This window comes from Halostagnicola larsenii XH-48 (assembly GCF_000517625.1).
GTDB classification, from domain to species: domain Archaea; phylum Halobacteriota; class Halobacteria; order Halobacteriales; family Natrialbaceae; genus Halostagnicola; species Halostagnicola larsenii.
Genome location: NZ_CP007056.1, coordinates 33,553 through 46,880, shown reverse-complemented (window position 1 = coordinate 46,880; position 13,328 = coordinate 33,553). Strand labels below are relative to the sequence as shown.

Genomic DNA, 13,328 nt, shown 5'->3' with positions numbered 1-13,328 from the left:
TTCGCCAGTGAATTCTAACATGTGTGATTGGTATGCTGCGACGGTAGTTGGTTGGTAGTGGTGTGACGACTACGAATCCGACGCCGCGACGGCGTCGTCGTAGGCTTGCTTTATCGAGCGTTTGGCGTACTCGCCGGCGACTTCTTCTTTGTACTCTCGATCCGCGTGCATCTCGCCCTCGGGGGTGACCGATCCGGAGACGATCTCGGCGACTTCCGCGAGTCCGTCCTCGGACAGCGGCGCTCCCTCCAGAACCGATTCGGCGTCTTCGACTCGAAGCGGGATATCCGCCGCGTTCGCGAGTGCAATTCGCGCGTCCTCGATAACGGGCTCGTCGGCGGTCGGGTCGTCGACGCGAACCGACGTCGCCGCGCTGACCGTCGGGAACGTCTGGGCGGCCCGCTTGAGTTCGACGAACGCCATTCCCGTTCGCTCGGGCGGGAACGGCTCGGTCGGAACGGAGACGCTCTCGATGAGTTCCTCCTCTCGAAGATCGGTAAACATGTACGCGATAAAGAACTCGCTGACGGGTATCGATCGGGTCCCCTCGAGCGAGTGGAGCGTGATCGATCCATCGAGCGCGAGCAGCGCCGCCGGGTAGTTACCCGCCGGGTCGGCCTCACCGAGGCTGCCGCCGACGGTGCCCTGATTTCTAACGGCGGGGCCGGCGATCTGTCCGGCCGCATCGGGCAGCATCGGCAGTCTCTCCGCGAGTCGTTCCGAGCGCTCGAGCGTTCGGTGGGTCGTCATTGCACCGATCCGGACTTCGTCCTCGCTCTCCTCGATGTACGCGAGGTCGTCTATCCCGTTGAGATCGACGAGGTGGTCGGGCGTCGCGAGCCGATTCGCCATCACGATGCCGAGCGACTGATTGCCCGCCATCAGCTCCGCGTCCTCGAGCTCTTCGAGGAGTTCGAGGGCCTCCTCGATCGTCTCCGGGCGGTGGTGTGTAAACGGTGCTGGTTTCATAGCCCCTCGAATCGGCGTCCACTCCCGTCACGGGGCTCCCCTCGGATTCGCGGCCGTCCGCTCGAGGCGAACCGGCGGGAGCGCCGGCGGGCCGGCGACTGGTGGGTAGATTCGAGTCCGTACTGGGCGGTGGTTCGTATAGTCATCTGTCGGTCACACGGATACCGTACAATTATTCCAGCGGTACTAATAAGTGTTGTTGGCAGTTGGCATGCCCACAAATGACAGGAGCGCGGGCAGAGAGGCCGGCCGCTCGAGTCCCGCGGTACTCGGAAAGTGGGAAGCGTCTCGACCGCGGATTGTGTCACACGTCTCGATCTGGATCCGTTCTCCCGTTCACGTAGCTTTAAGTGGCGGGGCCGGCTACCTTCAGGTCATGCTAGACGGCTATGAAATGTACGATCTGACACAGCCATGGTCACAGGATACGCCTGCGTGGCCCACGTACGACAATCCGAAGGTGTGGTACGAGAAGAGCCTCGATACCGAGAAAGTCAACGGACAGAAAATCGAGTTCATGAACCACACCGGGACGCACCTAGACGGGGAGAAACACTTCGTCGCCAGCGGCCGGGACATCGAGCAGGTGGGTCTGGACGAACTCGTCGGCGACGCGGTCGTCGCGGACATCTCGGACAAGGTCGGCGACTACGACGTCTACACGAGCGAGATGATCGAAGACGTCTGTGACGTCCAGAAAGGCGACATCCTGTTCATCCACACGGGCTATCAGGAGTACGCCTGGCACAAGGAAAACGCCAATCCGGACCGATTCTTCAGCAAGCACCCCGGCCCGAACCAGGAGTTCGCCGACTGGTGTAAGGAGATGGAGATCAACTACCTCCTTCTCGACTGCGGAAGCGCGGACCACCCGATGAACACGATCATCCGCGACATCCGTCCCGACCTCGCGTCGGAAGCCGAAGACGCCCTCGGCGTCGACGACTTAGACGAGATCTTCCCGCCGGAGGGCTATCAGCTCATGCACAACGAGCTGTTCCCGGAGGGAATCATCCACGTCGAGAACGCGCAGGTCCCCGAGGAACTGCTCAACGAGCGCGTCCAGATTGGTACCTTCCCGTGGCGCTTCCGCGGCGGCGAGTCGAGCGTCTGTCGCTGCGTCGCGTTCAAATAAGGGACCGACCGCTTTTCACGTTTTATCGCGAGTAACCCACCGACCGCAGAATTGCCCGTCAGCGGTGGAAATCGATATCGCGTTCGGTCTGGTTCCCACCGTCGCCATCGCGGAGCACGCGCGTCTTCGCGGGTTCGGTGCGAGCGATTTCCCGACCATCCTTGAGGACCAGCGTTCGCGGCGCGCGCGTTCGAAGCGCGTTGAACGGGTCCGGCGCGTCGTAGACGACCAGCGAGCCTGTTGCGCCGACGGAGAGGCCGTAGTCGTCGACGCCGAAGACCGCGGCGTTCGCCGTCGTGAGCATCTCCCAGAGCGGCCCCACGTCGTTCCGCCCGCTCATGTGGGCGTAGTGCAACAGGACGAACGCCGCATCGAGCTGATCGCCGCGCCCGTAGTGATACCACGGATCCATAACCGAGTCGTGACCAAGCCCGACAGTCACGCCCGCCTCGAGTAGCTCGTCGATGCGAGTGTGGCCGCGACGACGCGGGTAGTCGTCGTACCGTCCCTGCAAGACCGCGTTGTCCGGCGGATTGGTTATCACGCTGGCACCGCTTTCGGCCAGCAGCGAGATGACTTTCGCCGCGTAGGCGTTGGAATAGGAGTGCATCGCCGTTGTGTGACTCGCCGTGACGCGGTCGCCGATTCCCCGTTTGATCGACTCGCTCGCGAGCACTTCCGTGAATCTCGAGCCCGGATCGTCCGTCTCGTCGATGTGCATGTCGACCGGACGGTCGTACCGCTCGGCGAGGTCCATCGCGAGTTCGACCGAGGCGACGCCGTCCTCGCGGGTGTGTTCGTTGTGCGGGATCGCGCCGACGAGATCGGCACCCATCTCGAGGGACTCCCGAAGCAGGTCCTCGTGGGAGTCTGCGGTAAAGACGCCGTCCTGCGGGAAGGCGACGACCTGCAGGTCGACCAGATCCGAGACCTCCTCGCGCAACTCGAGCAGGGCGCGAACGCCCGTCAGCGACTCCTCGGTCGTATCCGCGTGCGTCCGAACGCGGGTGATGCCGTTTGCCGCCATCCACTCGATGGCCCGCTCGGCTCTGTCTTTCACGTCGTCGGTCTCGAGCGTCTCCTTTCGGTCTCCCCAGATGCCGATTCCCTCGGCGAGGGTGCCCGATTCGTTCCAGCTCGGTTCGCCGGCGGTGAGCGTCGCGTCGAGATGGATGTGCGGTTCGGTCAGCGTCGGCGTCACGAGCCTGCCGTTGGCGTCGTACCGCCGATCCTCGGGAGCGACCGACGGATCGATCGAGCCGGCGTCCTCGATCCGGGAGATCGTGCCGTCCTCAATCGCGATGTCGACCGCGGATCCCTCGAGCGTCGTCGCGTCGGTGATGAGCCACGTGGTCATGTCCCTACGACTGTCGCCCACCCCGATAATAGTTCCGTGGGTGCCAGGCCAGAACCGCTTGGCGGAAATCATTCGCATATCAGAAATTATGCCACGAAGCCTTGGTCAGTTGTCCAAAACATTCATTATCTCGGGGTGAGCTGTCATGTACCATGGCAACACGCGACGGTGGCTTCGACTGGCGGCGTATCGTATTCGGAGACGAGAGCCTCCCCGACCCCGACTATCCGCTCGAGCACGTTCCGAAGGACGAACGAAAGGGGCTGGTCAGTCTCTCGGCGGTTCTGCTCGGTCTCGTCTTCTTCGCGGGGACGATGTGGGCAGGGGCGGAGGTCAGCGCGGCGATGGGGTTCCAGGAAATGCTCTCGGCGATGGTCGTCGGCCACATTATCCTCGGGGGCTACGTCGCGCTGCTCTGTGCAATCTCCGCGAGAGCCGGATTGACGACGGTCCTGCTGGCCCGGTACTCCTTCGGCCAGATCGGCGCGAAGTGGGCCGATCTCCTGCTGGGTGGGACCCAGGTCGGCTGGTTCGGCGTAACCATTCCGATGGTCGCGGTGCCGACAGCGACCTACCTAGGACTCGAGAGCGCGGCGATGCTCAGCGGGTTAATCGTCGTCTGGGGGTTGATGCACATGCTGACCGCGTACTTCGGATACGACGGGATGGAGAAGCTGTCCTATATTGCAGTGCCGTTCCTCGTGATCGTCGGCGTCCTCTCGATCGTCCTCGCGCTGGGCGACGCCGGCGGTATCGACGGGCTGCTGTCCCAGGTTGGGGGCGGCGAGATGTCGTTCGGCCTCGCGGTGACCATCGTCGTTGGAACGTTCATCAGCGCCGGCACGCAGGCCCCGAACTGGGCGCGCTTTGCGATCAACTCTCGAGTCGCGTTCTGGGCCGGGTTGATCGCCTTCCTCGTCGGAAACAGCTTTCTCTTTCTCAGCGGCGCGGTCGGCGGGGCCGTCTACGACGTGACGCCATCGGGCGATCTCTACGAAGTGCTGGTCGCACAGGGGCTGGCGACCGTCGGCCTGATCGCGCTGATCTTGAACATCTGGACGACCAACGACAACGCGGCCTACGCGTTCAGCGTCGCGGGGGCGGAAGCCTTCGACTTCGACCGAAAGCGGCCGTTCGTCATCGTGGGCTGTTTCGTCGGGATCGGTCTGGCCCTCGCGGGCGCGGACAGCCTCCTCCTGCCGTGGCTCGAGTTGCTGGGCCAGTACGTCCCGCCGCTCGGTGCGATCATCATCGTCGACTTTCTGCTGTGCTGGCGGGGAGCGATTCCGCGAATGAGTGACGTCCGGTTCACGAGCATTCGGTGGACGAGCATCATCGCGTACGTCGCCGGCTGTCTCGTCGCCGTTCTGACCGCCGGGTCGGTGCTTCCGGGGCTCACGGTCGCGGCACCGCTTCCCGGAATCGCCGCACTCAACGGGATGATCGCGGCGGCGGTCGTCCACGTCGTCGGCTACTACGCCCTCGAGAAACCCGGCCTGCTTCCCGCCCACGAGATCCCCGAGGACGCCGACCGGGTCTGAGCGGGCGAAAATAGACGGCAGAGTTCGGCGGCCGTTTTCGAACGTTCCTATCGAGCGACCAACACCGGCACCGGCGACCGCCGCGTGACTTTCTCCGCGACGCTTCCGAGAAGCACCCGCGCGAGGCCGTCTCGACCGTGACTGCCGATGACGATCAGGTCGTAGTTACCGTCCTCGGCCCGTCTGACGATCAGGCGGTCGGGGCGTCCGCGTCCGCGTTCGGTCTCGATCTCGACGCCGTGTTCCTCGCCGCGCTCGCGAGCGGCCTCGAGGATCCCCTCGGAGCGTTCCAGTTCGGCCTCGTCGCCGGGAACGTCCCCCGTCATCGCGGAGAACGTGCCGATGTCGCCCTGTCCCACTTCGACGACGTGCAGCGCCGTGATCTCTGCGTCGGGAAACGTCTCCATCGCGTACTCGAGCGTCTCGTCTGATCGGTCCGATCCATCGACTGGAACCAGAATTCGGTCGGCCATACGCTCTATACGGACCGCAGTAGTATTATACTTTCACCGACAGTTAGGGAGGCGAGAAAGAAGGGGAATGGCTCTCACCCGGGGGTAACGCTATTAGCCTCGCGCGAGACACTCGGACGTATGAGTATGAAAGCCTGCGTTCTCGAGGAGTGGGGCGGATCGCTCTCGGTCGAAACGGTGCCGGAACCCGAGCCCGGGCCGGGCGAGGTTCGAATCGACGTTCGCGCCTGTGGCGTCACCCGGACGATCGAAAACGCGATTCAAGGTGGGCTCGTGGACGATCCCACGCTCACCCCGCGGATACCGGGCCACGAGTTTGCCGGAATCGTCGACGCGATTGGCGACGGCGTCGAGGGGGTGCGGCCGGGGGATCGCGTCCTCGCGTACTTCTATCTCTCGTGTGGCGACTGTAGCGCCTGCCGGCGCGGCGAGACGAATCAGTGTCTGGACGTCGAGGGCTGGTACGGCGTGAACTGCGACGGCGCGTACGCCGAGAAGGCGGTCGCCCCGGCGACGAACGTCCTTCCCCTGCCCGACGGGGCGAGTTTCGCCGCGGGAGCGATCGCCACCGACGGACTCGCGACGCCGCTTCACATCTGCCGGCGAACCGGAATCGACGACACCGACACCGTCGTCGTTATCGGCGCTGCAGGACGGGTTGGTATTCACCTCTCGCAGCTGGCCGCCCGGCGAGGCGCTCGAGTGCTCGCGGCGGACATCGACGACGAACGCCTCGAGCACGTCGACCGCGTAACCGGCGGGATGGTGACGCCGATCGACGCCCGCGGGGAGGGGTTCGCCGACCGACTCCGCGAGGCAGCACCGACCGAACGCGGCCCGACGGTCGTCGTCGATACCGTCGGTGATGTTGAAACGCTCGAGGCGGCCTGGGAGGCCCTGGGAATGGGCGGCCAGATCGTCACGCTGACGACCCACCACGAGCGCTCGTTCGCGCCGCTGCTAAAGGAGTTCGTCGTGAAAGAAGGAGCGCTGCTCGGGTCGCGGTACGCGACGAAAGACGAGGTGGTCAGAGCCGGCGAACTGTTCGCCGCCGGTCGGATCGATCCGATCATCTCCGAACGCATCGGCCTCGAAGAGGTGCCCGCAGCCCACGAGCGGATTCGAAACGGCGAGAGTCACGGGATGGTCGTTTTCGAGCCCTAGTCGATGCTACCCCGATGACAGAGAGAAAAACAGCGTATCTCATCTTCTCGCGGTTAGTCGGACATCGGCGTCTGACTCGACCCGCCGCCCAGTCCGCCGTCGCCGGGAAGCACCAGATTGAGCACGAGCGCCGTAACCCCGCCGACCAGCAATCCGGAGCCGACCAGCACGCTCACGGACTCCGGTAGTTGCTCGAGTATCTCGGGCGTGGTTTCGACGCCGACGCCGAGGACCACGGAGGCGGCGATGATCGTCAGGTTCCGTCGCTCGAGTTCCACGCGGTCCGCCACGATCCGGAGTCCGATCGAAAAGATCATCCCGAACAGGACGACCGCAGCGCCGCCGAGAACGGGATCGGGCATCGCGGCGGCGACGGCAGCGACTTTCGGTACGAGTCCGAGGATCACGAGGAACACGCCGCAGATGCCGACGACGAATCGACTGGCGACGCCGGTAAAGCCGATGAGCCCGACGTTCTGGGAGAACGAGGTGTTGGGGAACGCGTTGAACACGCCGGCGAGCATGCTCATGACGCCGTCTGCGATGAGGCCACCGCTCATCTCGTCGGAGGTTGCGCGTCGATCGACCGTCCCCGTGGTCCCCTCGATGTCCCCGATCGTCTCGATCGAGGTGATAACGTAGGCGAACGCGGCGATCACGATCGCGCTCGGGTGGAACTCGACGCCGAACTGTAGCGGCGTCGGCGCTTCGATCCACGCCGCCTCGGCCACGCCCGAGAGGTCGAGCAAGCCGAGCGGGTAAGCGACGAGGTAGCCGACGACGACCGCGATCAGGATGCTCGAGATCGAGACGAAGCCCTCGAAGTACTGATTCAACCCGATCGCGAGGACGAATACGAGCCCCGCGAGGCCGAGGTTGTGCAACGCGCCGAAGTCCTCGGATCCGACGCCGCCCGCGGAGTACTCCATAGCGACCGGAATCAGCGTCAGACCGACGAGCATCACGACGATCCCCGTCACGAGCGGTGGGAACAATCGACGAAGGTCTTCGTAGAAGTACCCGATAACGATCTCGACGGGCGCGGCGATGATGACCGCACCGAAGATAGCCCCAATGCCGTAGGTCCCGCCGATGTTGATAAGCGGGGCGACGAAGATAGCGCTCGTGCCCATTACGATCGGAAGCCGCGCCCCGACCGGACCGATCGAGTAGACCTGCACGATCGTCGCGACCCCGGCGACCAGCAGCGCCATCTGTACGATAAACGTTGTTTCAGCGCCGTCGAGGCCGATCGCACCCGCGATCACGAGCGGTAACGCGACCGTCGAGAGGAACATCGCCAGCAGGTGTTGCATCCCCAGCGGAATCGCCTCCGCCAGCGGCGGCTTGTCTTCGATGCCGTACTCGATCAGTTGGTCATCGTCCGGCGCCGGACGGCGTTCAGTGTTACCATCCACCATGTGTCCAGATGCGATCAGGTACGTATATAGCTTACTCCGGAGTCGTCGCGCGCAGGGTCAATTACTCGTCGATCACCGTCGCCGCAATGCATTTAGTGAGGTAACGGGTTGGACACGTCAATGGCAACCGCGAAGGAGACGGCGACGGGTAGCCAGTCGATCCCGTGGCGAGCGGTCGGTGCCGTCGGCGTCGGACTGTTCGGCCTCGGGCTCGCCGTTGGCTCCTACGGGACATACGTGACGCTGCTTATCGCGAGCGGGGTCGGGCCCGATGCAGCCGGGTTCGGCATGTCGTTGTTCTTGCTCGGCCAACTGCTTGCGGTCGTTCCCGCCGATCGGCTCACGCGAACGATGCGGGTCGAACGGGTCGGCGCGCTCGGCCTCGCTGGAGCCGGCGTCGGCATCGCTATCGGGGCCGGCGTGACACTCGAGACGACGTACCTCTCCCGGCTCCTGCTCGGTCTGGGGCAGGGAACGGCGTTCGTCGCCGGCATGAAGTACGTCGGGCTTCGGACGACCGGAGCCGACACCGCGACCGCCCAGGGGATGCTCGGCGCGCTGTTCACGCTGGGTCTGGCCGTCGCCCTCGCGGCGAGTCCGCCTGCAGTCGATGCGCTCGGCCCGATCGCACCGGTGCTCGCCGCGGCCGCAAGCACGCTTCTCGGGGCCGCGTTGACCCTGCGGTTAACACCGGTCACCGGAAACGCGATCGCTCCCTTTCGGGCGTACATCGAGCCCTTCACGTCGGCCGGCGGCCTCGCGCTCGGTCTCGGAAACATGGCGACGTTCGGCTTCCTGATGGTCGCGGCGACGTGGTACACGGAGGTCCTCGCCACCGCGGCCGTCCCGGCAGTCGCCGTCCTCGTCGGCTTCGCGCTGGCGACGGTGCTGGGCCGCGGCCTGGGCGGGTGGCTGTCTCGAGGCTACGGCGAGCGGGCCACGGTAGCAGGGTCGTTGCTCGGCCTGACGATCGTCCTCGGCGGCCTTGCAGCGTCGATCGCAGCGCAGTCAGCGATCGGAATCGCCGCGGGACTCGTCCTGACCGGTTTCGGCTTCGGGATTCCGTTCGGGCCGCTGTTTAGCCTCGCGTTCTCGGAACTGACCGACGACTCGGGCGTGACGCTTTCGGGAATGTTACTCGTCGGGAACGCCGGAGCGCTCGCGTACCCGTGGCTCGTCGGCCGATTGCTGACGGCGACGGCGGGATACGCGGCGGGCTTCGCGGCGATGGGACTCTCGGTCGGTGCGATCTGGCTGCTCTGGGTTCGAACGATCGGGCACTGAAAGCGCGTACCCGTGTACCAACGAGAGTCCAACGGGGCCGCGTCGGGGACGGAAACCGGAAGAAACTGGAGCGGTTACCGCGGCTGGACCGGCAGTTCGATCCGCGTCGCGTACTCGCTGTCGTGGTGGACCGTGTTGGTCGCCACGTTGTACTCGCGGTCGCCGTAGAGCGGACCGCCCGTGTTGTGGTTCACGTCGAAGCGCGGGTAGTTCGACGAGGAGATATCGAGCCGGATCCGGTGGCCTTCCTCGAAGACGGTCGACGTCGGGTACGGCTCCATCTCGAACGCGTAAACCTCGCCGGCCTCGAGGAAGTCCGGTTCGTCGCGGTAGCCGCGATACCGGCCGCGACAGATCGAGTCCGAGACGTTGACCGCGAAGCCGTTGGGGAAGTCCTCGCTTGCCGGATACTCGTCGATCAGCTTCGCCGTGAAGTCGGTGTCCGGCGCGTCGGTCGACCCGTAGACGGTTACGTTGATCGGGCCCGTAACCTCGACCGCCTCCTCGAGCGGCGAGGTGCGATAGACCAGCACGTCGCTTCGCTGCTCGAGCGGGCCGTAGGGTTCGTCGGCTCCGAGCGTGTCGGGCCGGGTCCGTTGATCGTAGCCGCCTCGACCGGTGAGGTCCTGCAGTTTGCGCTGGGCGAGTGGATACTCGAGGATGTTCTCCTCGCGTTGCTCGTAGGTGATGTACGACGAACAGTTGCCGCCGAGCGTCGGGACAGGGTCTTTGGGGTCGAACTCGTAGGTGGTCGAATCGTTCTCTGCGGTCGGCTGCTCCGTCGAGAGCGTCCCGTCGCCGTGGACGTAATAGGTCTCGAACTCGGTATCGGGGAGCGGCCACGCCGACGCCGAGCGCCACTCGCCGCCGTGGAAGAGTCGGTCGCCGGACCGGGAGCCGTCGCCAGTCCCCATCTCGAAGTACTGGACCGTCGGCTGGTCCGACCAGGTGTCTTCGCCCTTGAGGTAGTGATCGAAGAATCGCAGCCTGGTCTCCTGGTAGTCCCGCAGGGCCGCCTCGCCGAACTCGAGTTCTCCCGAGTAGGACTTGTTCCAGGAGGGCAGCGGATACGTGTTCCAGCCGTGGGTCCAGGGCCCCATCAGCAGGTAGTGGTCGCTGTCCTTGCGCTCGGCCAGCGCCTCGAAGTTGTCACAGGTCGCCTTCGTGTAGGAGTCGTACCACGCGCCCGAGTAGACGGTAGGCACGTCGGCCGACTCGTCGTAGAACGCCTCGAAGTTAAAGCCAGGTTCCTGCCAGAGGTCGTCGCTGGCGCTTCCCTGCGTCATGATGTCGAAGGCCCACTCCTCGTAGTCGGGGATGTGCCGCAGCGGCGACTGTCCGCGCTGAACCGGGCCGTTCTCGAGGACGTCGCCGACGTCGACGTTGGCCAGACGCTGCTGGACGTCCTCGTTCTCGAGCGCGCGTTTGGCGAACCCGCCGCCGAGGGTAAAGGCCCAGGCGAGCCAACGCAGTTCGAACGCGCCGTTGTGTCGGAACGTCGCCTTTCGGCCGTTCGCCGCGCCCTGATTGACGAACATGGCCTCGAGGTGGGGCGGGTCCTGGGTCGCGAGCGCGCTCTGGACCCACGCGCCGTAGGAGGTGCCGAAGGTGCCGACCTGCCCGTCGCAGTAGGGTCGTTCGGCGAGCCACTCGACGGCGTCGTAGCCGTCTTCGGGTTCGTTCTTGAAGATGTAGTACTCGCCCTCGCTGTCGAAGCGGCCGCGACAGTCCTGTATCGCGACGACGTAGCCGCGTTTGGCGTACCACTCGCCGTGTCGTTCCATGCGCCCGCGCTTGCCGTAGGGCGTCCGGTCGAGCAGGACCGGCTTCGGTTCGTCGATCGGCTCACCCGTCTCCGGGTCTGCGGGACGGTAGATATCGGTCGCGAGGTGTATTCCATCGCGCGTTTCGACCTGTACGTTCAACTCGGCGTGGACCGCGTACTCCGGATCGGAAACCATTACATCGTATGAATTTTCCCGAGAGGTATTAGTTCATTCCCCACGGACCCCATCGTCGGAACTACCGTTCAGGTCGATCCACCCTATTTCTGGTCGATCCACTTGCTGTCGATCCACACACCGTGCCAGCGACGGCGCTAATCGCCGACAGACGATTCGAAAGGGTTGTTCAGGCAGCGAACCGCTCGAGGTCGAGGCGCTCAAGCGTCTCGTCGGTCGGGCGGCCGTCGTCGTCCCAGCCGCGGAACGCGTAGTACTCCTCGAGCATGGCCTCGAGTTCCTCGGGCGGACAGAACATCCCGGCGGCCGGTCCGTCCGGAATCGCCTCGTGCATGACGCGGTAGGGGAGCGTATCGTCCTCGCGGCCCGCGATCCCCCGCTGGACGTTGACGAGCCGTTCAAGGTTGTAGATTCGCTCGCCGATGCGTTCGATGTCGTCGACGTCGAGGTCCCACCCGGTCGCATACTGCACGGCCTCCGCGTAGCGTTCGTTAAGCCGCTCTCCCCAGCCGCCTTCGCTGACGAACCGACACTGGGTCAGCGAGTCGCCGACGGCGGTGAAGTGTTGGGAGCGGGCGGCGAACTCGGCGGTCCCGTCGGTCGTCTCGTCGTGTTCCGCCTGATACTGGAGGGTCGGACGCGTATCGTGGTGCGAGCCGCCCCGCGTCGAGGTTGCGTACCCGATCGCCATCCCCTTGAGACCGCGCGGGGAGTGAGCCGCGAACTCGAGCCCCTTCGCGCCGTGGAGGTACCGCGTCGCCTCCTCGGCGTCGAGTGATTCGGCGAGCCGGAACGATCCCGCGGCGAGGCGGTCGCCGATGCCCTCGCGCCGCGCGGTCAGTTTCGCGAGTTCGACGAGCCCCTCGGCGTCACCGAACTCGAGGTGGGGGGACGCGTCTTCGGGAAGCAGTCCCTCCTCGTAGCACTCCCGGGCGAACGCGACGGTCACGCCCCAGCTGATGGTGTCCATCCCCAGCCGGTCACAGAGGTCGTTCGCCTCCATGACGCGTTTGACGTCGTAGACCTCCTGCATCGTGGCAGTCCCGAAGAGGCTCTCGAACTCGGGGATCTTCGCCTCGGTGATTCCCGCCGACTGGACGGCGATATGCTTGCCGCAGGCGACCGCGCAGTTAGCACAGGTGGTGTCCTCGGTGACGAACTCCTCTCGAAAGCGCTCGCCGCTTATCGCTTCGGCGTTCTCCGGGGTCGTTTGCTCGTAGCGGTTGTTGTGCTGGCCGAGCTTTCCCATCTCGTTTATCGGGTTCACGAGCCCGCTGGTTCCGTACTCCTGAAGCATCTCGGTCCCCTCCATCAACGGCTTCATCCGCCCCGTCGCGAGTTTTCGGAGGCCGTCGGCGTCCGCGAGTTCGGGTTCGAACTCACCCTCACGGATCGCGACGGCTTTGACGTTCTTCGATCCCAGTACCGCTCCGCTGCCGCCCCGACCGGCGACGCCCTCGCGACGCTCTGACTCGTGTAACAGGCAGGCGTAGCGCACCTGGTTCTCGCCGGCCGGCCCGGCGGCGATGACGTGGGTGTCGTAGCCGACGCCCTCGCGTTCGCGAACCGCCTCGCAGGTCTCGTAGGTTCCCTGGCCAGCAAGGTCCACAGCGGGTTCGACGGACGCGCCGTCCTCGGTGATACGCACGTACGAGAGTTCGTCGGCGGCTCCGTGTAACGCGATGGCTTCGAACCCCGTCGTCTTCTGGGCCCGCGGGAACGTCCCGCCGAACGTGCTGTCGAAGAAGCCGTTGGTCATCGGACTGACGAAGCCGACGACCCCGCGGCTCGTGCTCTGAAACGGGGTGGCGTTCATCGGCCCGACGGCGAAGACGACGACGTTGTCCGCGTCGAACGGGTCGGCCGACGGCGGGACGCGGTCGGCGACGAGTTCGACGGCGAGCCCGTTGCCGCCGAGGAACAGCCGTGCGTCCTCGAGCGCGAGTTCCTCGCGTTCGGTCTCGCCGCTATCGAGGTAGACGTGGAGGATCTCCCCACCGTACGTCGATGGCAGGTCGCTCAT

The 13,328-nt window shown here is 65.1% G+C and carries 10 protein-coding genes; 4 read left to right on the top strand and 6 right to left on the bottom strand.

What is annotated here, in order from left to right:
• Positions 1–69 precede the first annotated feature (69 nt).
• Positions 70–969, bottom strand: a complete 900-nt coding sequence (locus HALLA_RS14255) for an FAD binding domain-containing protein (RefSeq protein ID WP_049954177.1) — start codon at positions 967–969, stop codon at positions 70–72.
• 376 nt (positions 970–1,345) lie between these two features.
• Between HALLA_RS14255 and HALLA_RS14250 the strand changes: the two genes are divergently transcribed.
• Positions 1,346–2,104: a cyclase family protein gene (locus tag HALLA_RS14250; RefSeq protein WP_049954176.1), complete on the top strand. Its 759-nt coding sequence runs from the start codon at positions 1,346–1,348 to the stop codon at positions 2,102–2,104.
• Positions 2,105–2,162: 58 nt separating this feature from the next.
• Here the strand turns inward: HALLA_RS14250 and HALLA_RS14245 are convergent, their stop codons facing one another.
• A complete protein-coding gene (locus HALLA_RS14245; protein ID WP_049954175.1) occupies positions 2,163–3,461 on the bottom strand; it encodes a cytosine deaminase in 1,299 nt (432 codons plus the stop codon).
• Between the two features lie 152 nt (positions 3,462–3,613).
• Between HALLA_RS14245 and codB the strand changes: the two genes are divergently transcribed.
• On the top strand, positions 3,614–5,002 hold the full coding sequence (codB, locus tag HALLA_RS14240; RefSeq protein WP_084569045.1) for a cytosine permease: 1,389 nt from the start codon (positions 3,614–3,616) through the stop codon (positions 5,000–5,002).
• Between the two features lie 47 nt (positions 5,003–5,049).
• On the opposite strand, the gene HALLA_RS14235 is transcribed toward codB, so the two are convergent.
• Complete coding sequence (locus HALLA_RS14235) at positions 5,050–5,475, bottom strand: universal stress protein (protein WP_049954174.1); 426 nt, start codon at positions 5,473–5,475, stop codon at positions 5,050–5,052.
• A 120-nt stretch (positions 5,476–5,595) separates the two neighbouring features.
• Between HALLA_RS14235 and HALLA_RS14230 the strand changes: the two genes are divergently transcribed.
• Positions 5,596–6,639, top strand: a complete 1,044-nt coding sequence (locus tag HALLA_RS14230; protein WP_049954173.1) for an alcohol dehydrogenase catalytic domain-containing protein — start codon at positions 5,596–5,598, stop codon at positions 6,637–6,639.
• Between the two features lie 53 nt (positions 6,640–6,692).
• On the opposite strand, the gene HALLA_RS14225 is transcribed toward HALLA_RS14230, so the two are convergent.
• Complete coding sequence (locus tag HALLA_RS14225) at positions 6,693–8,060, bottom strand: uracil-xanthine permease family protein (RefSeq protein WP_049954172.1); 1,368 nt, start codon at positions 8,058–8,060, stop codon at positions 6,693–6,695.
• Positions 8,061–8,180: 120 nt separating this feature from the next.
• On the opposite strand from HALLA_RS14225, the gene HALLA_RS14220 reads away from it, so the two are divergent.
• Positions 8,181–9,344: an MFS transporter gene (locus HALLA_RS14220; RefSeq protein WP_049954171.1), complete on the top strand. Its 1,164-nt coding sequence runs from the start codon at positions 8,181–8,183 to the stop codon at positions 9,342–9,344.
• Between the two features lie 74 nt (positions 9,345–9,418).
• Here the strand turns inward: HALLA_RS14220 and HALLA_RS14215 are convergent, their stop codons facing one another.
• Positions 9,419–11,305, bottom strand: a complete 1,887-nt coding sequence (locus HALLA_RS14215; RefSeq protein WP_049954170.1) for a CocE/NonD family hydrolase — start codon at positions 11,303–11,305, stop codon at positions 9,419–9,421.
• 169 nt (positions 11,306–11,474) lie between these two features.
• Positions 11,475–13,328, bottom strand: coding sequence for an aldehyde ferredoxin oxidoreductase family protein (locus HALLA_RS14210; protein ID WP_049954169.1), 1,854 nt, complete (start codon positions 13,326–13,328; stop codon positions 11,475–11,477).

Coding starts and splice junctions, on each gene's coding strand:
- HALLA_RS14255 (WP_049954177.1), bottom strand. CDS start 969: ATGAAACCAGCACCGTTTACACACCACCGCCCGGAGACGATCGAGGAG.
- HALLA_RS14250 (WP_049954176.1), top strand. CDS start 1,346: ATGCTAGACGGCTATGAAATGTACGATCTGACACAGCCATGGTCACAG.
- HALLA_RS14245 (WP_049954175.1), bottom strand. CDS start 3,461: ATGACCACGTGGCTCATCACCGACGCGACGACGCTCGAGGGATCCGCG.
- codB (WP_084569045.1), top strand. CDS start 3,614: ATGGCAACACGCGACGGTGGCTTCGACTGGCGGCGTATCGTATTCGGA.
- HALLA_RS14235 (WP_049954174.1), bottom strand. CDS start 5,475: ATGGCCGACCGAATTCTGGTTCCAGTCGATGGATCGGACCGATCAGAC.
- HALLA_RS14230 (WP_049954173.1), top strand. CDS start 5,596: ATGAGTATGAAAGCCTGCGTTCTCGAGGAGTGGGGCGGATCGCTCTCG.
- HALLA_RS14225 (WP_049954172.1), bottom strand. CDS start 8,060: ATGGTGGATGGTAACACTGAACGCCGTCCGGCGCCGGACGATGACCAA.
- HALLA_RS14220 (WP_049954171.1), top strand. CDS start 8,181: ATGGCAACCGCGAAGGAGACGGCGACGGGTAGCCAGTCGATCCCGTGG.
- HALLA_RS14215 (WP_049954170.1), bottom strand. CDS start 11,305: ATGGTTTCCGATCCGGAGTACGCGGTCCACGCCGAGTTGAACGTACAG.
- HALLA_RS14210 (WP_049954169.1), bottom strand. CDS start 13,328: ATGAGCGACCTGCCATCGACGTACGGTGGGGAGATCCTCCACGTCTAC.